The 17,392-nt window shown below is 66.9% G+C and carries 20 protein-coding genes; 8 read left to right on the top strand and 12 right to left on the bottom strand.

The window, feature by feature from the left end; all coding sequences use genetic code 11:
• Positions 1-51: 51 nt before the first annotated feature.
• Complete coding sequence (locus A6B37_RS01410; RefSeq protein ID WP_102772323.1) at positions 52-1,032, bottom strand: helix-turn-helix domain-containing protein; 981 nt, start codon at positions 1,030-1,032, stop codon at positions 52-54.
• 164 nt (positions 1,033-1,196) lie between these two features.
• Between A6B37_RS01410 and A6B37_RS01405 the strand changes: the two genes are divergently transcribed.
• Positions 1,197-1,553 (top strand): DUF1428 domain-containing protein, encoded by a 357-nt coding sequence (locus A6B37_RS01405; RefSeq protein ID WP_102772324.1) that lies wholly within the window; start codon positions 1,197-1,199, stop codon positions 1,551-1,553.
• A gap of 20 nt (positions 1,554-1,573) precedes the next feature.
• On the top strand, positions 1,574-2,080 hold the full coding sequence (locus A6B37_RS01400; protein ID WP_111824694.1) for a VOC family protein: 507 nt from the start codon (positions 1,574-1,576) through the stop codon (positions 2,078-2,080).
• Positions 2,081-2,085: 5 nt separating this feature from the next.
• On the opposite strand, the gene A6B37_RS01395 is transcribed toward A6B37_RS01400, so the two are convergent.
• Positions 2,086-3,159, bottom strand: a complete 1,074-nt coding sequence (locus tag A6B37_RS01395; protein WP_111824693.1) for a PHB depolymerase family esterase — start codon at positions 3,157-3,159, stop codon at positions 2,086-2,088.
• 186 nt (positions 3,160-3,345) lie between these two features.
• Between A6B37_RS01395 and A6B37_RS01390 the strand changes: the two genes are divergently transcribed.
• Both A6B37_RS01390 and A6B37_RS01385 read left to right on the top strand, forming a co-directional pair.
• Entirely contained in the window at positions 3,346-3,990 is a 645-nt protein-coding gene (locus A6B37_RS01390) for a hemolysin III family protein (protein ID WP_111824692.1), read from the top strand.
• A 196-nt stretch (positions 3,991-4,186) separates the two neighbouring features.
• Entirely contained in the window at positions 4,187-4,642 is a 456-nt protein-coding gene (locus A6B37_RS01385; protein ID WP_102772328.1) for a DUF4168 domain-containing protein, read from the top strand.
• Between the two features lie 110 nt (positions 4,643-4,752).
• On the opposite strand, the gene A6B37_RS01380 is transcribed toward A6B37_RS01385, so the two are convergent.
• Positions 4,753-5,952, bottom strand: coding sequence for an MFS transporter (locus tag A6B37_RS01380; protein ID WP_102772329.1), 1,200 nt, complete (start codon positions 5,950-5,952; stop codon positions 4,753-4,755).
• 147 nt (positions 5,953-6,099) lie between these two features.
• On the opposite strand from A6B37_RS01380, the gene A6B37_RS01375 reads away from it, so the two are divergent.
• The gene (locus A6B37_RS01375; RefSeq protein ID WP_111824691.1) at positions 6,100-6,987 is read left to right on the top strand and encodes a LysR family transcriptional regulator; all 888 of its coding nucleotides are present in this window, start codon (positions 6,100-6,102) and stop codon (positions 6,985-6,987) included.
• An 88-nt stretch (positions 6,988-7,075) separates the two neighbouring features.
• Positions 7,076-7,774, top strand: coding sequence for a glutathione S-transferase family protein (locus tag A6B37_RS01370; RefSeq protein ID WP_111824690.1), 699 nt, complete (start codon positions 7,076-7,078; stop codon positions 7,772-7,774).
• Here A6B37_RS01370 and A6B37_RS01365 read toward each other — a convergent pair whose 3' ends face one another.
• From A6B37_RS01365 to A6B37_RS01340, 6 genes are all read right to left on the bottom strand, one after another.
• Complete coding sequence (locus tag A6B37_RS01365; RefSeq protein ID WP_111824689.1) at positions 7,775-8,536, bottom strand: ABC transporter permease; 762 nt, start codon at positions 8,534-8,536, stop codon at positions 7,775-7,777.
• Positions 8,533-9,456 carry an ABC transporter ATP-binding protein gene (locus tag A6B37_RS01360; protein WP_102772333.1) on the bottom strand — a complete coding sequence of 308 codons (924 nt, stop codon included), beginning with the start codon at positions 9,454-9,456 and terminating at the stop codon, positions 8,533-8,535. Before A6B37_RS01360 ends, A6B37_RS01365 begins: the two co-directional genes overlap by 4 nt.
• Before the next feature lie 283 nt (positions 9,457-9,739).
• Positions 9,740-10,669: a dihydrodipicolinate synthase family protein gene (locus A6B37_RS01355; protein WP_102772334.1), complete on the bottom strand. Its 930-nt coding sequence runs from the start codon at positions 10,667-10,669 to the stop codon at positions 9,740-9,742.
• Between the two features lie 6 nt (positions 10,670-10,675).
• Positions 10,676-11,848 (bottom strand): L-rhamnonate dehydratase, encoded by a 1,173-nt coding sequence (locus tag A6B37_RS01350; RefSeq protein ID WP_111824688.1) that lies wholly within the window; start codon positions 11,846-11,848, stop codon positions 10,676-10,678.
• 40 nt (positions 11,849-11,888) lie between these two features.
• Positions 11,889-12,926 carry a 4-hydroxythreonine-4-phosphate dehydrogenase PdxA gene (locus A6B37_RS01345; protein ID WP_102772336.1) on the bottom strand — a complete coding sequence of 346 codons (1,038 nt, stop codon included), beginning with the start codon at positions 12,924-12,926 and terminating at the stop codon, positions 11,889-11,891.
• A gap of 10 nt (positions 12,927-12,936) precedes the next feature.
• Positions 12,937-13,911 carry a tripartite tricarboxylate transporter substrate binding protein gene (locus A6B37_RS01340; protein ID WP_102772337.1) on the bottom strand — a complete coding sequence of 325 codons (975 nt, stop codon included), beginning with the start codon at positions 13,909-13,911 and terminating at the stop codon, positions 12,937-12,939.
• Positions 13,912-14,040: 129 nt separating this feature from the next.
• Here A6B37_RS01340 and A6B37_RS01335 point away from each other — a divergent pair, with 129 nt between their 5' ends.
• Together A6B37_RS01335 and A6B37_RS01330 are read left to right on the top strand one after the other, a co-directional pair.
• A complete protein-coding gene (locus A6B37_RS01335; protein WP_102772338.1) occupies positions 14,041-14,973 on the top strand; it encodes a LysR family transcriptional regulator in 933 nt (310 codons plus the stop codon).
• A 61-nt stretch (positions 14,974-15,034) separates the two neighbouring features.
• Positions 15,035-15,373, top strand: coding sequence for a zinc ribbon domain-containing protein YjdM (locus tag A6B37_RS01330; RefSeq protein ID WP_102772837.1), 339 nt, complete (start codon positions 15,035-15,037; stop codon positions 15,371-15,373).
• A gap of 7 nt (positions 15,374-15,380) precedes the next feature.
• On the opposite strand, the gene A6B37_RS01325 is transcribed toward A6B37_RS01330, so the two are convergent.
• From A6B37_RS01325 to ccoG, 3 genes are read right to left on the bottom strand one after another with little or no spacing between them, the layout of a single operon-like run.
• A complete protein-coding gene (locus A6B37_RS01325; RefSeq protein WP_102772339.1) occupies positions 15,381-15,617 on the bottom strand; it encodes a hypothetical protein in 237 nt (78 codons plus the stop codon).
• A gap of 15 nt (positions 15,618-15,632) precedes the next feature.
• The gene (locus A6B37_RS01320) at positions 15,633-15,842 is read right to left on the bottom strand and encodes a FixH family protein (protein ID WP_102772340.1); all 210 of its coding nucleotides are present in this window, start codon (positions 15,840-15,842) and stop codon (positions 15,633-15,635) included.
• Positions 15,843-15,862: 20 nt separating this feature from the next.
• Positions 15,863-17,356 carry a cytochrome c oxidase accessory protein CcoG gene (gene ccoG, locus A6B37_RS01315; RefSeq protein ID WP_102772341.1) on the bottom strand — a complete coding sequence of 498 codons (1,494 nt, stop codon included), beginning with the start codon at positions 17,354-17,356 and terminating at the stop codon, positions 15,863-15,865.
• Positions 17,357-17,392 lie beyond the last annotated feature (36 nt).

Below are 17,392 nucleotides of genomic sequence, written 5' to 3'. Positions count from 1 at the left end.
GCGCGCAGGTTGTTTGCGTTCTTGCATAAAGGCTCTCGCGCTCTACCCATCCTACTGGAAGTGATACCGCTCGCGGTAACCCACCGGCGACATGCCGCAGTACTTGCTGAAGATGTCGCGAAAGGCCTTGGTGTCGTTGTAGCCGACCTCGTACATGACCTCGGCCACGCTTTTGCGCGAGGTCTCCAGCCGTTTCTTGGCCGCTTCCACCCTCACCCGCTGCAGGTATTCCACGATGCTGTTGCCGGTGGCCTGGCGGAAGCGCCGTTCCAGGGTGCGCCGGCCCATCGCGTGGCGGCCGGCCAGTTCCTCGACCGTGATCTTCTCCGTGTAGCGGCCTTCGATGTAGTCCTGCACCGCGCGCACCACCTCGTCGGCATGCGCCTTCTGGCCCATGAACACCGAGAACGGCAGCTGGCTCTGGCGGCTCCAGTCCAGCTGGAAGTACTTGGCGCACCAGATGGCGGTTTCGCGGTCGGTGTATTTCTCGATCAGGTGCAGCACCAGGTGCGCGGCCGAGAACGCGCCGCCGCTGGTGTAGATGCCATTGTCGGCCATGACCACGCGGTCGCTGACCCAGCGCACGTTGGGAAACATGCTGGCGTACAGGTTCTGCGCGACCCAGTGCACCACCGCCTGCTGGCCGTCGAGCAGGCCGCCGGCCGCCAGCAGCGCGGCGCCCATGCACAGGCTTGCGGCCTCGCCGCCGGCGCGGTGGTGGCGCGCCAGCCATTCGATCAGCTCGCGGTTCGACAGCACCGCGTCCGACACCGAACCCAGCAGCGGCGGCGCGATGCAGATGTCGATGTCCGCCGCCTCGTCCAGCACCATGTCGGCCTGCACGGTGATGCGGCCGTCGTCCAGGCTGACCTCGCGTGTCAGGGCCAGCGTGCATACCTTGAACCGGGGCTCGCGCCCGTGCGCGGCCAGGTATTCGTTGGCGACCAGGAAGCCGTGCCGGGCGGTTTCCAGGGACGCGATGTTGGCCCCGCGGGGCAGCAGGAAAGCGATGTTTTTCATCCTGCAAAGCATACGCCTGGCGGCTGTCGCAATCCACCCTCAAGAATGTCGCAATTACCTATCTGAAAGCGCGCCGGATCCCGATACAGTGACATACACCGGAACCCGCTCCGGCATGTGCCCAGAGGCGGCTCGCGGGGCCGCCGGGCGCATCAGAACAACACCAGGAGTTCATCATGGAAAAGTACATAGACGGCTTTCTACTGAGCGTGCCCACGGCCAACCTGGACGCCTACCAGAAGATGTCCAGCCTGGCCCGGACCATCTGGCTCGAGCACGGCGCGCTGGACTACCGCGAAGGCGCGGCCGACGACATCGACGGCGAAGGCTTCGGCTCGTTCACCGCCGCGGCCGGCGCGCGCGAAGGCGAGACCGTCGTATTCGCCTGGATTCTGTACGCCAGCCGGGCCGAGCGGGACCGCATCAACGCCAAGGTCATGGCCGATCCGCGCCTGAAGGACATGTGCTGCGAAGGCGTGTTCGACACCAAGCGGATGTGCTGGGGGGGATTCCGCACGCTGGTCGGCGACTGAACCCAATATCGGAGATCCACATGAACACCCCTGCAAGCAAGCCCATCCCCGAAGGCATGCACACGCTGACCCCGCACATCGTGTGCGAAGGCGCGGCGCAAGCCATCGACTTTTTCAAGAAAGCGTTCAACGCCCAGGAAATCACGCGGCTGGCCGGACCCAACGGCAAAGTCATGCACGCGGCCGTGCGCATCGGCGACTCGGTGCTGATGCTGATGGACGACTTCCCCGAATGGGGCTCGCTGGGCCCCAAGGCCCTCAAGGGCACGCCGGTCACGCTGCACCTGTACGTGGAAGACGTGGACGCGGCCATCAAGCAGGCCGTCGCCGCCGGCGCCCAGGTGACCATGCCGCCGGCCGACATGTTCTGGGGCGACCGCTATGGCCAGGTGGTGGACCCTTACGGCCACCGCTGGTCCATCGCCACGCACAAGTTCGACCTGACGCCGGACGAAATCCGCGAGAACATGGCCAAGATGGGAGACATGCAGGGCTGCGGCGATCCCGCCAAGAAGCCCCAGCCCTGAGCCCTTCAGCTGGCTACGCGGCGCTGGGTGCGGAAAAAGCGCCAGATCAGCGCCGAGGCATCGGGGCCGTTGGCCGAGTGGTAGCGCACGGACCCGTCTCCGCCGCTCCAGGCGTGCTCCAGCCGGATGATCTCGCACAGGCGCAGCACGGTGCTGCGCCCGCGCAGCAGGTCCAGCCGGCGATAGGCCCGCTCGGTGCCCAGCCCCAGCACGCGCTCGACCGGCGCGGCGTCGGCCGGCACGCCGTTGAGCGCGCGGAACTGCTCGAACAACTGGCGCGCATTGCGCGGCGCCACCGCCGGGTCCAGATGGCCATGCAGGATCAGCGCGGGCATGCCCAGCCGGAAAACGGCCGGGTCCGCGATGTTTTCCAGTAGCGGCGCGAGCGGCTTGACGCTGCCGCGCCGCATGGCGGCCAGGCCGCCGGCCGCGCTATGGGCGTCGCCGGCCACTGGCCCCGAATGCATGGCCACCGCGGCGATCAGGCGCGGATGCCGCAGCGCCACCAGCGCGGCCATGCCCGCGCCCGCCGACAGGCCGGCGATGTAGATGCGCTCCGGGTCCACCCCGAAGCGGGCCGCTTCCGAGCGGATCAGGCCGGCGATCAGGTCGGCCTCGGCCCCGCCGTGCGCGTCGTCCGGCTGGAACCAGCGCCAGCAGCGCTGCACCTGGCGCGCCAGCGACTGCTGCGGATACAGCACCATGAAACCGCCGGCATCGGCCCATTGGTTCATGCGCGAGCCGCGCGCGAACGCCAGGCTGGTCTGGCGGCAGCCATGCAGCATCACCACCAGCGGCATGCCGGTACGCGGCGCGGAAACCGGCGTATAGCGCGCGAAGGCGAGGCGCCGGCCGGACCCGTCGGTGTACTGGCGGGAGGCCTCCCAGCGCCCGGCTCCCAGGCCGGCGGACGCCGCCGCCGCGGCCTTGGCGGCGGGTTTGGCGGCCGGTTTCGCCGGTTTGCGGCGCACGGCCGCCCGCCTGGCGGCCTTGGGCGCGGCCGCCAGCAACGCGGCGCGCTGCAGCCGGCCGAGCCGCTTGGCGGTCTTGAATATCAGACTGGTGAAACTGCGCGCCATCCGAACCTCGGTCAGTCAGCCCCTGGAGAATGTATCGTATGGTAACTGCGCCAGCGCGATCTCCCGGACCCCGCGGCAAGCGCCGGCTTGCACCAGATCAAATCTGCGCCGTATCCGCCTTGCGGCGGTCTTGAGACGGCGTCGCAAAGCGCCTATGGTGGAGGCTTGCCCAACCGAGACGCATTCATGTTTCCCGACGACAGACCCCAGACCCTAGGCGAAGAAATCGCCAACGCCATCAGCCACGGCGTCGGCGCGGCCGGCGCGGTGGCCTCGGCGCCCATCCTGATCGTCGCGGCCGTGCGCCAGGGCGACGCCGCCTTCATCGTGGGGGCCGCGGTATTCGCCGCGTCGATGTGCCTGCTGTACCTGGCCTCCACCATATACCATGCGCTGCCGCGCTGCCGCGCCAAGGAGTTCTTCAACCTGCTGGACCATTCGGCCATCTACCTGCTGATCGCCGGCACGTACACGCCATTCGCCCTGGGCGCGCTGCGCGGCCCGTGGGGCTGGACGCTGTTCGGCCTGGTGTGGGGCCTGGCCCTGCTGGGCGTGGGCCTGAAGGCCAGCAAGCGGCTCAACCGCCCCGCCCTATCCACCGGACTGTACCTGGCGATGGGCTGGCTGGTGCTCATCGCCGTCAATCCGCTCATCGAGAAAGTGCCCACCGGCGGCCTGTGGTGGCTGGTCGCCGGCGGCCTGGCCTATACCGGCGGCGTGGCCTTCTTCGTGCTCGACAACCGCTGGCGCTACAGCCATTTCGTCTGGCACCTCTTCGTGCTGGCCGGCACCGTCTGCCATTTCTTCGCCGTGCTCTGGTACGCGGCCTGATTGCGCCCGGAAACATCGCGGCCAGCAGCGACTACGAAAACGCGCAAAACGTTTCCGCCCCGCCCCCGGGGCCGCCCTGCCGCGCGCCGCGCGCCCGCGGTGGCCTGCCGACACAGGAAAACACATCGCGAAACTTGCCCCTGGGCCGGGCCGGTTGCCATCATGGTCGGACATTCAACCGGAACATGGAGGTTTCATGCAGCGTTCCACTAATGCATTCCATATTGCCGCGGGGCAGCAAGCGCGCAAGGCGCGCGCGGCGTGGGGAGTCCTGCCCGCCGTGCTGCTGACGGCGGCGCTGTCCGGTGCCCCCGCCTTTGCCCAGCAGGCCGCCCAGCCCCAAGCCCAGGCCCAGCAGCAGATGGCGCCCCCGCCCGCGATCCAGCCGACCGAGCAGCAATTGCAGCGCTACGCGTCGGCCTCGCAGAAAATCTCCGGCGTCGTGGACGAATACCGTCCCAAGGTCGACGCCGCCAAGACCGACGAAGCCAAGCAGAAGGTCGTCCAGGAAGCGGACGCCAAGATGGTGCAGCTGGTCCGCGCCGACGGCCTGAGCGTCGAGGAATTCAACGGCATCGGCCAGGCCGTGCAGCAGGACCCGCAGCTCAAGCAGCGCGTCATGAACATGACCAAGGGCGCGCCCGCCCGCTGACGCCGCCGCTGCCCCCGCCGCGGCAAACGCCACCCGCCTTCGGGCGCGTGGCGTTTTTTTGTCGTAGGGCCGCCCAGGAAGCAACGCACATGCGGGAACGCCATCGCGTCTTATCCTCGCGCCGCTGGAAAACCGTGCTGCCTGGCGGCGCGCACCACGACCAGGGTGGCGGCCAGCAGCACCAGCAACGCGGGTGAGAAGGCCACGACACCCAGCCGGTCCAGCAGCACGCCACCGACGATGCCGCCGCCCGCGATCGCCATGTTCCAGGCCGTGACCAGCATCGACTGCGCCACGTCGGCCGCGTCTCCTGCGGTCTTGGCGATGGCCGTCTGGAACAAGGTCGCCGCGCCACCGAAGGCAAGTCCCCAGACGGCGACCGCCGCATAGACCATTGCAGGCGCATCGCCGGCGCCCCCCAGCGCCAGTGCGGACAGGCCGAACAAAGCGGTACTGGCCAGCGTCAACGCACGCAGGTGCCGGTCGATCAGCACGCCGACGATCCAGATGCCCAGCAGCGACGTGACGCCGAACACCAGCAGCACCAGGTCCGTCCGTTGCGCCATCCCCGCCGCCGCCAGGAACGGTGCGATGTAGGTGTAGAGAATGTTGTGCGCCAGTACGAAGGCCAGCACCACGAACAGCACCGGGCGCACACCGGCCACGGTGAACGCATGGCGCAGCGACAGCCGTTTGCCGGCCGCCTGCCCGGCGAAGTCCGGCACCTTGACGCGTACCCACACGATGAGCAGCAGCGCCAGCCCGCTCATGATGCCGAAGCACATGCGCCAGCCGACCAGGCCGCCAAGAAAAGTGCCGGCCGGCACGCCCAGCGACAGCGCCAGCGGCGTGCCGACCATCGCCATAGCAATGGCCCGGCCCTTCTGGTGCTCGGGCACCATGCGCGCGGCATAGCCCGCCAGCAGCGCCCACAACAGGCCGGCCGACACACCCGCGAGGAAGCGCGCCACCATCGTCAGGACATAACTGCTGGATAGCGTGGTGACGGTATTGGCGATGAAGAAACCGGCAATGGCGGCAAGCAGCAGCGGGCGACGGCGCGCGCCTTGCGTGGCGGCGGTTAGCGGAATCGCCGCTACCAGCGAGCCAATGGCGTAGACGGTCACGAGTTGGCCGGCCAGTGCTTCGGAAATTCCCAGCCCGGCGCTGATCTGAGGCAGCAGGCCCGCTGGCAGCGCTTCCGTGAGGATCGTAACGAAACCGGCAAACGCCAGGGCCAGAAGCGATGCGATGGGAAGGCGCGCGGATCGGGTAACGCCACCGAGGGCCGTTGTGGTTGAAATTGCCATGAATCTGCCTTTGTGAATGCCGAGCCCATGTGGCATGGAATCGGCACGAATTGAATGTAGGCAGTCATGGTGCAGGCAGGTGCCGATCAAGACAATAATGCTAATGTTCTTAATATATCGGACAAATTTTCCTAAATTACCTACGCCATGGAATCTCTCGGCGGTATCGCATTCTTTGTGCAGGCGGCGGAAACCCGCAGTTTCTCCGAAGCCGGGCGCAATCTCGGCGTGTCCTCTTCGGCTGTGGGCAAAAGCGTGTCCCGGCTGGAGGAGCGCCTGGGCGTGCGTCTATTCCACCGCAGTACACGCAGCATCACGCTGACCGCCGAAGGCGCGCTGTTCCTGGAGCGCTGTCGGCGCATCCTGTGCGAAGTCGAGGCGGCCGAGCTGGAGCTGTCCGAAACCCGACAGGCGCCCAGGGGCCGGCTACGCATCAGCCTGCCCCTGGTCGGCATGCTGGTCATGCCGGCGCTGACGGCCTTCATGCACCGCTACCCGGCTATCGAACTGGATGTGGATTTCTCGGACCGCCTGGTGGACGTGATCGAGGAAGGTTTCGACGTGGTGATGCGTACCGGCGAACCGACCGACTCGCGCCTCATGTCCCGGCCCCTGGGCAATTACCGACTGCAGCTGGCCGCCTCGCCGGACTACCTGGCGAGGCGCGGGACGCCCGAGGTTCCCGCCGACCTGATCCACCACGCCTGCCTGCAACACAAATTCCCCAGTACGGGAAAGCTCGAATCCTGGCCGCTCAAGCGCGCGAAAGGCGCCGCGGAAGCGAGGCTGCCGGTCTCGATGGTCTGCAACACGTCGGCGGCGCTGATGGAAGTGGCGCTCGCCGGCCTCGGCATCGCTTGCTTGCCGGACTACATGCTGCGCCCAGCCATCGAGCGGGGCGAACTGGTCACCGTGCTGGATGCGCACATCGAGCACCAGGGCGCCTTCCGGCTGCTGTGGCCGTCGAGCAAGAATCTGGCTCCGAAGCTGCGTGTATTCATCGACTTCATGGTCGAAGAACTGTTCAAGCGCTGACCTGTCCGCAGCAACAGGGCAAGCCCGCTTTTCCCGTTTTGGCCTTATCCTCTAATTCCCCAGACCTGTCTTAGCGGAGCGCGACATCTTGACCCCGGACCTCACTCTCTACGACCTGGCGGGCGCCGACCCGTCGCTGCGGTTCAGCCCGCATTGCTGGAAGACGCGCATGGCGCTGGCCCACAAGGGCCTGTCGGCCCAGACCGTGCCGTGGCGCTTCACCGAGAAGGAAGCCATCGATTTTTCCGGCCAGAAGCTGGTGCCGGTACTGGTGGACGGCGGCCGCGTGGTCAGCGACTCCTGGCAGATCGCCTGTTATCTCGAAGACGCCTATGCCGACCGCCCCTCGCTGTTCGGCGGCCCGACCGGCCGCGCCTTGAGCCTGTTCGCCAATTCCTGGGCCGACAGCACGCTGGTGCCGACGCTGGCGCGCCTGCTCCTGCCCAGCATCCACGGGCTGATCCACGAGAAGGACAAGGACTACTTCCGCGCCACGCGCGAAAAGCGCTTCGGCAGGCTGGAAGACCTGCCGGCCGGCTACGAAGCGCAGATCGCCGCGCTGCGCGCCGCCCTGCTGCCCTTGCGCCAGACGCTGGCCCGGCAGCCCTATCTGGCCGGCGAACGGCCCGCCTATGCCGACTACGCCGTGTTCGGCATGTTCATGTGGGCGCGCTGCACCAGCGCGCTGGACCTGCTGGCCGCGGACGATCCGGTCCATGCCTGGCGCGAACGTCTGCTCGACGCCTTCGACGGCATGGCGCGCGCCGCGCCCACCGCGGCGGCCTGATCAGGTCTTGAGCCGGTAGCCGGTCTTGAAGATCCAGCGCACGCCCAGCAGACAGGCCAGCAGGAACACCAGCGTCATGCCCACGCTGACGCCGACGCTCACGTCGGCCGCGCCGTAGAACGCCCAGCGGAACGCGCTGACCAGGTAGACCACGGGGTTGAACAGCGTGACGGCCTGCCAGAACGGCGGCAGCATCTTGATGGAATAGAAGGTGCCGCCCAAAAAGGTCAGCGGCGTGATGATCATGAGCGGGATGATCTGCAGCTTCTCGAAGCCGTCGGCCCAGATCCCGATGATGAAGCCGAACAGGCTGAAGGTGACGGACGTGAGCACCAGGAAGGCCAGCATCCAGAACGGGTGGACCACGTCGAAGTCGACGAACAGCCGCGCCGTGGCCAGCATGATGAGCCCCAGGATGATGGACTTGCTGGCCGCCGCCCCGACGTAGCCCATGACGATTTCCACGTACGAGATGGGCGCCGAGTGGATCTCGTAGATGGTGCCCGAAAAGCGCGGCATGTAGATGCCGAATGACGCGTTGGCGATGCTTTGCGTCAGCAGCGACAGCATGATCATGCCGGGCACGATGAAGGCCCCGTAGCTCACGCCGTCGATCTCGACCATGTGCGAGCCGATGGCCGAGCCGAACACCACGAAGTACAGCGAGGTGGAGATCACGGGCGACAGCACGCTTTGCATCAGCGTGCGCCACGCGCGTGCCATTTCGAACAGGTAGATAGCGCGGATGGCGTAGAAGTTCATGATTGACCGTGCACCAGGCTGACAAAGATATCCTCGAGCGAGCTTTCCGATGAATTCAGGTCGGTGAATTCGATCTCCAGCCTGCCCAGCTCGTGCAGCAGCCGCGAAATCTCGCCGCCGCCCTGGTTATCGTAGGTATAGACCAGCGTGTGGCCGTCGGCCGACAGGTCCAGCTGGAAGCCGTCGAGCGCCGTGGGGATGCCGGGCAGCGCCGCCTTCAGCGTCAGGGCCAGCTGGCGCTTGCCCAGCTTCTTCATCAGGGCGTGCTTTTCCTCGACCAGGATGATCTCGCCCTTGCGGATCACGCCGATCCGGTCGGCCATTTCCTGGGCTTCCTCGATGTAGTGCGTGGTCAGGATGATGGTGACGCCGCTTTCGCGCAGGCGCCGCACCATTTCCCACATGCCGCGGCGCAGCTCGACGTCGACCCCGGCGGTGGGTTCGTCCAGGAACAGGATGGCGGGCTCGTGCGACAGCGCCTTGGCGATCATGACGCGGCGCTTCATCCCGCCCGACAGCGCCATGATGCGGCTGTCCTTCTTATCCCACAGCGACAGGTCGCGCAGCACTTTCTCGACGTAGGCGTGGTCGGTCGGCTTGCCGAACAGGCCCCGGCTGAAGTTGACGGTGTTCCAGACGCTCTCGAACGCGTCGGTGGAGATTTCCTGCGGCACCAGCCCGATCTTGGCGCGCGCCGCGCGGAAATCGCGCACGATGTCGTGGCCATCGGCCAGCACGGTGCCGGAAGTGGGATTGACGATGCCGCAGATGATGCTGATCAGCGTCGTCTTGCCCGCACCGTTCGGCCCCAGCAAGGCGAAGATTTCGCCGCGCTGGATATCCAGGTTCACGTTCTTGAGCGCCTGGAATCCCGATGCGTACCGCTTGGTTAGGTCCTGGACTGAAATGACCGGCTGCACACGCGCCCCCGACTTGATAGACAACCAGGGATTTTACTCGCCACGCCGGCGCGGCTTGTTCGAGGTGGCGGAACAGTCTGTTTTGGAAATGGGGGGGGGTGGCGGCTGGGGCCGCCTGATGGGTTTCGCGCGTTCGATATTTGATTTTTTATCCCGGATGTCTCGCGCTGCACCCATCCTACGATGGCGGGACCGTAGGATGGGCGCAGCGCGAGAATCCCTGCGCAAGAACTCAGCCATGCTGCGCGCGAAACCCATCAGGCAGCCCCAGCCGCCCTTCCTCTTACCTCCCCCAGCGCAACACCAGCGGATCCAGACGCCGGGCGGTCTCCAGCAGCCCCTGCCTGACTTCCGGCCGCATCGCGGGGAACGGGTGGCGTGGCGCGTCGCAATCGATCACGCCGCCGGCCTTCATCAGCGCCTTGGCGGTCAGGATGCCGCCCTGGCGGTTTTCGTAGTTGATCAGCGGCAGCCAGCGCTCGTACAGGCGGTAGGCCTCGTCGCGGCGTCCGGCCCGGTGCGCCTCGATGATGGGCCGCAGGCCGTCGGCGAAGGCGCCGCCGGTCATGGAGCCGGTGGCGCCGGCGTCCAGGTCGGGCAGCAGGGTGATGGCTTCCTCGCCGTCCCAGGGGCCTTCGATCGCCGCGCCGCCCAGTTCGATCAGGTCGCGCAGCTTGGTGGCGGCGCCCGCCGTCTCGATCTTGAAGTACGACACCTGCTCGATCTCGCGCGCCATGCGCGCCAGCGTCGCGGCCGGAAGCGGCGTGCCCGCGACCGGCGCGTCCTGGATCATGATGGGAATGTCCACCGCGTCGGACACGCGCTGGAAGAAGCCGTGCACCTGCTCTTCGGACACCCGGATCGTGGCGCCGTGGTACGGCGGCATGATCATCAGCATCGCCGCGCCCTGCTCCTGCGCGCGCCGGCTGCGCGCGGCGCAGACCTGGGTGCTGAAGTGGGTCGTGGTCACGATGACCGGGACGCGGCCGGCGACGTGCTCCAGGATCGTGCGGGTCAGGATCTCGCGCTCCTCGTCGGACAGCACGAACTGTTCGGAGAAGTTGGCCAGGATGCAAAGACCGTCCACGCCCGAATCGATGATGAAGTCCACCGCCCGCTTCTGGCTGGGCAGGTCGAGTTCGCCGGACTCGGTGAAAGGCGTGGGGACGACGGGGAATATGCCGCGGTAGCGCGGCGTCTTGGAGAGGGTCATGGCGCCTTATTCGATGATGTTGAAACTGTCGAGGTATTCGGTCTTCAGGAACAGGCCCAGGCCGGGCCGGTCGTCGTCCAGGTCGATGAAGCCCCGTTCGGCCACCGGCTCGCCGTCGAAGATGTAGTAGAACAGTTCGTTGCCGACTTCCACGTCGAACATGGGGAAGTACTCGCTCATGGGCGAGGCCAGCGTGCTCATGGTCAGATGATAGTTGTGCATCTGGCCGGCGTGGGGAATGACCGGCACGCTGTAGGCCTCGCACAGCGCGTTGATCTTGTGCGCCGCCGTGATGCCGCCCACCCGGTTGGTGTCGTACTGCACCACCGACACCGCCTTGCGGTCCAGCAGCTGCTTGAACCCGTACAGCGAAAACTCGTGCTCGCCGCCGGAGATCGGGATCGAGCTCAGCTGGTTCAGCTCGGCATAGCCGTCGATGTCGTCGGCGATGACCGGCTCTTCCAGCCAACGCGGCTCGAAGCGTTCGAGCTTGGGAAGCATGCGCTTGGCGTATTCCAGGTTCCAGCCCATATAGCATTCCAGCATCAGGTCGGTGTCGTAGCCGATCACTTCGCGCACCGCCTCCACCGATTTCAGGTTCTCGACCACGCCCTTCTGCAGATGCGCCGGGCCGTAGCCGAAGCGCATCTTGAAGGCGGTGAAGCCCTGGTCCAGGTAGGTCTGGGCCTCCTGCTGCATGGCGTCCAGGTCGGTGCGGTAGAGCTTGGAGTAGTAGACCGGGATCTTTTCCTTGGTGCGCCCGCCCAGCAGCTTGAAGACCGGCTTGCCCACCGACTTGCCCAGGATGTCCCAGATGGCCAGGTCCACGCCCGAGATGGCGGCCATGGTCACGCCCTTGCGGCCCCAGGCGTGGGTGGCGCGGTACATGCGCTGCCACAGGTATTCGTAGTCCCAGGGGTCCTGGCCGATCACCAGCGGCGCCAGGTACTGGTCGATGATGGCCTTGGCCACGCGCGGGGCCAGCGCCACGTTGCCCAGGCCGACGATGCCGTCGTCGGTCTCGACTTCGACCACGGTCCAGCCGTGGAAACGGAAGGTGCTCATGGTTTCCTGCGGCGAATACAGCAGATCCATGGCGTTAGAGCAGAAGTTGCCCTGGGGCGGAACGGTCTTGCCGGTCCATTCGTAGACGCGAGCGCGGACGGATTTGATTTTCATGGGAGCTTACCTGCGTGCAGAAGATGGGAAGAAGCGGGCCTCAGGCCGCCGCCAGGCGCGAGGCGCGGTGCGACGCGCCCATGCGGCATGCGATCAGAAAGGCCTGCCAGGTGGCGTCCAGGTCGGCGCGGCCCTGGCCCGCGATGTCGTAGGCGGTGCCGTGGGCGGGCGTGGTGATGGGAATGGGCAGGCCGCCCTGCACCGTCACCCCGCGCGAGAACCCCAGCAGCTTGAGCGCAATCTGGCCCTGGTCGTGGTACATGGTGACGATGGCGTCGAACTCGCCCGCCTGGGCTTTCAGGAAGATGGTGTCGGCCGGGAACGGGCCGCGCACCGGCAGGCCTTCGTCGTTCAGCTGGCGCACGGCCGGCGCGATGATGTCGATTTCCTCGCGTCCGCAGGTGCCGCCGTCGCCGCCATGCGGGTTGAACGCCGCCACCGCCACCCGCGGCTGCGCCACGCCGTTGGCCTGCAGCGAGCGGTGGATCAGCCGCGCCGCGTCCTTGATGCCGTCGACGCTGAGCGCGGCGGCCGCGTCCTTGAGCGGAATGTGCGAGGACACGCGCGAGGTCCAGAGATCGCCCAGGGTGTTGAACTCGCAGAAGTAGCCGGTCACGCCCAGGTATTTCGCGAAATGGTGCAGCTCGTCGTTGTGAGCCATGCCGCCCAGCTTCATCGCGTACTTGTTCAGCGGCGCGAAGCAGATGGCGTCGATGTGGCCGTCCTGCGCGGCATCCATACAGGCGTCGAGCACGCACAGCACGGAGGCGCCGCCGGCCGGCTGGGCCAGGCCGACGCGCACTTCGTCCTGCCGCACCGTATCCATCTCCAGCCAGGCCGGGACCGTGCTGTCGGGGCGGTCGCGCAGCGCCTCGAAGCCCGGCACCGGCTGGGTGCGCACCTGCACCCCGGCCACGCGCTGGCCTTCGCGCCACAGCCAGGCGTCGCCCGCCAGCACGATGTTGGCGTGCTGGCAGGCTTCGGGCCTGGCCAGCAGGCGGGCGATCAGTTCGGGGCCGATGCCGGCGGGGTCGCCCAGGGTCAGGGCGATGACGGGTTTGTGCTGCGTAGTCGTCATGGTTCGGGACTCATTCCACGGAAATATTGTTTTTCTTGATGATGGCGGCGTAGCGCTGGTTCTCGGCCTTGTGGAACTGCGCGAACTGCTCCTGGCTCATCGGGTTGAGGTCGGCGCCGATCGCCTGCAGGCGTTTCTGGGTGGCCGGCAGCGCCAGGACCTGGTTGACCAGGTCGTGCACCTGCGTCTGGACGGCGGAGGGCGTGACGCTGGGCATGTAGATGCCGTACCACGCGCTCATTTCCACGCCCGGCAGGCCGGCCTGCTCCATCGTGGGCACGTCGGGAATCTGCGGGTTGCGCTGCTTGCTGAGCACGGCCAGCGGACGCACCTTGCCGGTCTTGATGTGCGGGATGACGGACGACGCCGTTTCGAAGGCCACCTGCACCTGCCCGCCGATCAGGTCCACCAGCGCGGGGCCGCTGCCGCGGTAGGGGATGTGCACCATCTTCACGCCGGCGGCATCCTGGAACAGTTCGGCCGCGATGTGCTGGGTGCTGCCCGCGCCGCTGCTGGCGAAGTTGTAGGCGCCCGGCTTGCCCTTGAGCAGCGCGATCAGCTCCGACACCGACTTGGCCGGCAGGTCGTTGTTGACCACCAGGATATTGGGCACGGCGCCCACGAACACCACCGGCACGAGGTCGCGGTCGTTGTCGTAGCCGAGCTTGAGCAGGTGCGGCGCGATGGCGTGCGCGGTGGAGACGCCCATCACCATGGTGTGCGGATCGCCGGACTTGGCGACCTGGTCGGCCGCCAGCGTGTTGGACGCGCCCGGCTTGTTTTCGACCACCACCGTCTGCTTGAGCAGCGGGCCGAGCTCGTCGCCCACGGCCCGCGCCATCGCGTCGGTGCCGCCGCCCGGCGCCGAGCCCACCAGCAGCCGCAGGGGCTTGCTGGGCCAGTCGCCGGCAAGCGCCTGCAGGGGGGCCAGGGCCGACAGGCACAAGGCCCCTGCCGCCATGGCTGCGTATAGCCGAGTCTTCATGGTTGTCTCCTTGGGTAGCTGGTTTGCCGCCTGGCGGTCATTACTGTTTTTGTGGCTCCATCTTAGAAACAAGCTTAGTTTCCGTAAAATGAAACTTTTGTACCAACCGTTCACCTTAGGCGATCAATCATGGAACGTACGATTTCCGTCCCTGCGCTGCTGTCGCGGCTGCGCATGCGCCAGATCGTCCTGCTGCTGGCGATCGAGGAGCGCGGCACGCTGCGCGCGGCCGCCGCCCAGCTCAACATGACGCAGTCGGCGGCCAGCAAGATGCTGCACGAACTGGAGCTGGCCATCGGCCAGCCGCTGTTCGGGCGGGTCGGCCGCGGGCTGGCGCTGACCGCCGCCGGCGAGTGCGTCATGGAGTACTTCCGCGGCATGCGCGGCACGGTGGCGTCGCTGGCGCGCGAGCTGGAAGAGGTACGGCTGGGCAGCACCGGCAAGCTCTTCATCGGCAGCATCATGGCGGCCTCGCCGGGGCCGCTGACCGATGCGCTGCTGCGCCTGAAGCAGACCTATCCGCTGCTGGCGGTGGAGATCTCCACCGGCACCAGCGACCTGCTGATCGGCCGCATGACCGAGGGCAAGCTGGACGTGGTGATCGGCCGCATGCTGACGCTGCCGGAACGCCATTACGTATTCCGCCCCATCGGCGACGAGGCCTTGTCGGTGATCGCCGCGGTGGACCATCCGCTGGCCGCGCGCAAGCGCGTGGACTTCGCGGCCATGATGGAATATCCGTGGGTGCTGCAGCCGCACGGCAGCCCGATGCGCGACGTGATGGAGCAGGAATTCCGCGCGCACGACGCCGCGCCGCCGCGGGGCCTGATCGAATCGGCGTCGATCCTGACCACCACCAACCTGGCGATGAAGTCTTCGATGCTGGGCGTGATTCCGGAATCGGTGGCCGGCCGCTATGCCGCGCACGGGCTGCTCGCCATCCTGCCCTACCGCATCCGCCACCGCCTGACGGCCTTCGGCAGCATCGTGCCGCGCGACCGGCCGCTGAGCGCGGCGGCCCGGCATTTCGTCGGCCTGCTGCACGGCGACCCGGACCTTTGAGGCCGCCGCGCCGTATACTTGCGGGTTGCGCGATAGCGCCTTTTACCAGAGAGATTTGCCCGTGAGCACCCTGCCCGCCTGTCCGCAATGCCGGTCCGAATTCACCTATGAAGACGGCGGCCTTTACATCTGCCCGGAATGCGCGCACGAATGGTCGGCGCAGGCGGGCGACGCCGCCGAGCAGGCCCGCGTCTACCGCGACTCGGCCGGCAACGTGCTGCAGGACGGCGACACCGTCACGGTCATCAAGGACCTGAAGCTGAAAGGCTCGGGCGGCGTGATCAAGATGGGCACCAAGGTCAAGGGCATCCGCCTGGTCGACGGCGACCACGACATCGATTGCAAGATCGACGGCTTCGGCCCCATGAGCCTGAAGTCGGAATTCGTCAGGAAGGCCTAGGCCCTCGCTAGAGGTCCTCGTCTTCCTCGGGCTTGGGCATGAGATAGGCCGTCAGCGTGCTGGACAGCCCGGCCATCACCCACAATACGAAGAACGAGATGGTGTAGAAGCCCACGCGCCCGGTCGGGACGTGGCCGAAAATCGCCACGTCCAGCGGGTCGATCAACGCGAAGACCAGCACGCTACAGGCGGCGGCGGCCAGGAACGACGGCCACAGTATCCACATCAACGATCTCAAGCCCATCAGTGCACTCCCGTTCTACGGATTGGCGTTCGGCGCGGTCTGTTCGACGACCAGGCCGCGCTTGACCACGCCTTCCTGGATCGGCTGGTTGCTGAAATTCGTGTAGGCCAGATAGATGGTGATGAAACACCCGATCATGGCCAGGAACGGCCCGGCCATCAGTATCCAGGGCCAGGGTTCACGGTACCAGGGTTTGGCGGGCTGCGCGGGCTGGGCTGCGTTCATGGACATATCCTGTTCTGTGCTTACTCGGGAACGTAGAAGCTGGCGGCTTCGTCGGTTTCGATGGCGCGCTGCTCGCCGTCCTGGCCGCGCGCGCGCAGTGTGATGGGGTGGGCGCCGGGCTCGGCGCCGGCGGGCGCGCGGATCACCATCGGCACCAGCTTGTTGGCCGCGGCTTCGACGTCGACGGTATCGGCGCCCTGCTGGCCGGCCATCACGGTCAGGCCGGGCATGCCCTCGGCGCTCAGGCGCAGGCGCATGGGCTGGTCGGAGGTGTTGATGATCTGCAGGCGGTAGACGTTCTCGATCTGGCCGCCGGCCACTTCGCGTCCCAGCGCGCCGCGGTCGCGGATGATGTCGACGCGCAGCGGATTGCGCATGGCCAGCGAGGCCACGAAGGCGATGGCGAGCGCCAGGATCAGCGCGCCGTAGATCAGCACGCGCGGGCGCAGCAGATGCGAACGCGCGCTCTTGGTGGACAGGCCGTCGAGCATGGCGCGCTCGGAGGTGTAGCGGATCAGGCCCGGCTCGTACTGCATCTTGTCCATGACCTGTTCGCAGGCGTCGATACAGGCCCCGCAGCCGATGCACATGTATTGCAGGCCGTCGCGGATGTCGATGCCGGTGGGGCAGACCTGCACGCACAGGCTGCAATCGACGCAATCGCCCATGCCGGCCGCCTTGTGGTCGATCTTGCGCGAGCGTCCGCCGCGCGGCTCGCCGCGGACCTTGTCGTAGGTGACCACGAAGGTGTCGGGGTCCACCATCACGCTCTGGAAGCGCGCGTACGGGCACATGTATTTGCACACCGATTCGCGCATGAAGCCGGCGTTGCCCCAGGTGGCGAAGCCGTAGAACAGCATCCAGAACCACTGCCAGGGCCCCAGCTGCAGCGTGAACAGCTCGTGGCCCAGTTCGCGGATGGGCGCGAAATAGCCGATGAAGGTGGAGCCGGTCCACCAGGCCACGGCGATCCACAGGAAATGCTTGGTCAGCTTCAGGCGGGCCTTGCGCCAGCTCCAGGGCGATTCGTCCAGGCGGATGCGCGCGACGCGGTCGCCTTCGACCTTGCGCTCGATCCACATGAAGATTTCGGTATAGACGGTCTGCGGGCAGGCGTAGCCGCAGAAGAGCCGCCCGGCCACGGCCGTGAACAGAAACAGCGCCAGCGCCGAAATGACCAGCAGCACCGCCAGGTAGACCACGTCCTGCGGCCACAGCACCAGGCCGAACAGGTAGAACTTGCGCGCGCCCAGGTCGAACAGCACCGCCTGGCGCCCGTTCCACTGCAGCCAGGGCAGGCCGTAGAAAATGATCTGCGTGAGAAACACGAAGGCGATCCGCCAGCGCGCGAAAATGCCGCTGACCGACCGCGGGTAGATCTTGCTGCGCACGTCCGCCAGCGTCTGTTCCAGGGTTTCCTGGCCGGGACGCGGCGGCCTCGTGTGGGGCCGCCAGGGTGGCGGGTCACCGCCAGGCGAATTGCCGCCGACGCTTGCGGTTGACCCATCTTCCATATGCTGCTCCGTGCTTTAAGTCAGTGATAGGGGGGC

This window comes from Achromobacter sp. HZ01 (genome assembly GCF_003267925.1).
Taxonomy (GTDB): domain Bacteria; phylum Pseudomonadota; class Gammaproteobacteria; order Burkholderiales; family Burkholderiaceae_B; genus Achromobacter; species Achromobacter pulmonis_A.
Note: the sequence above shows the minus strand (reverse complement) of the source record. Positions and strands in the feature narration are given on the sequence as shown.

What these genes read in the sequence shown, in the direction of transcription:
- A6B37_RS01410 (WP_102772323.1), bottom strand. Translation starts at nt 1,032, where the DNA reads ATGCTTTGCAGGATGAAAAACATCGCTTTCCTGCTGCCCCGCGGGGCC.
- A6B37_RS01405 (WP_102772324.1), top strand. Translation starts at nt 1,197, where the DNA reads ATGGAAAAGTACATAGACGGCTTTCTACTGAGCGTGCCCACGGCCAAC.
- A6B37_RS01400 (WP_111824694.1), top strand. Translation starts at nt 1,574, where the DNA reads ATGAACACCCCTGCAAGCAAGCCCATCCCCGAAGGCATGCACACGCTG.
- A6B37_RS01395 (WP_111824693.1), bottom strand. Translation starts at nt 3,159, where the DNA reads ATGGCGCGCAGTTTCACCAGTCTGATATTCAAGACCGCCAAGCGGCTC.
- A6B37_RS01390 (WP_111824692.1), top strand. Translation starts at nt 3,346, where the DNA reads ATGTTTCCCGACGACAGACCCCAGACCCTAGGCGAAGAAATCGCCAAC.
- A6B37_RS01385 (WP_102772328.1), top strand. Translation starts at nt 4,187, where the DNA reads ATGCAGCGTTCCACTAATGCATTCCATATTGCCGCGGGGCAGCAAGCG.
- A6B37_RS01380 (WP_102772329.1), bottom strand. Translation starts at nt 5,952, where the DNA reads ATGGCAATTTCAACCACAACGGCCCTCGGTGGCGTTACCCGATCCGCG.
- A6B37_RS01375 (WP_111824691.1), top strand. Translation starts at nt 6,100, where the DNA reads ATGGAATCTCTCGGCGGTATCGCATTCTTTGTGCAGGCGGCGGAAACC.
- A6B37_RS01365 (WP_111824689.1), bottom strand. Translation starts at nt 8,536, where the DNA reads ATGAACTTCTACGCCATCCGCGCTATCTACCTGTTCGAAATGGCACGC.
- A6B37_RS01355 (WP_102772334.1), bottom strand. Translation starts at nt 10,669, where the DNA reads ATGACCCTCTCCAAGACGCCGCGCTACCGCGGCATATTCCCCGTCGTC.
- A6B37_RS01350 (WP_111824688.1), bottom strand. Translation starts at nt 11,848, where the DNA reads ATGAAAATCAAATCCGTCCGCGCTCGCGTCTACGAATGGACCGGCAAG.
- A6B37_RS01345 (WP_102772336.1), bottom strand. Translation starts at nt 12,926, where the DNA reads ATGACGACTACGCAGCACAAACCCGTCATCGCCCTGACCCTGGGCGAC.
- A6B37_RS01340 (WP_102772337.1), bottom strand. Translation starts at nt 13,911, where the DNA reads ATGAAGACTCGGCTATACGCAGCCATGGCGGCAGGGGCCTTGTGCCTG.
- A6B37_RS01335 (WP_102772338.1), top strand. Translation starts at nt 14,041, where the DNA reads ATGGAACGTACGATTTCCGTCCCTGCGCTGCTGTCGCGGCTGCGCATG.
- A6B37_RS01325 (WP_102772339.1), bottom strand. Translation starts at nt 15,617, where the DNA reads ATGGGCTTGAGATCGTTGATGTGGATACTGTGGCCGTCGTTCCTGGCC.
- A6B37_RS01320 (WP_102772340.1), bottom strand. Translation starts at nt 15,842, where the DNA reads ATGAACGCAGCCCAGCCCGCGCAGCCCGCCAAACCCTGGTACCGTGAA.
- ccoG (WP_102772341.1), bottom strand. Translation starts at nt 17,356, where the DNA reads ATGGAAGATGGGTCAACCGCAAGCGTCGGCGGCAATTCGCCTGGCGGT.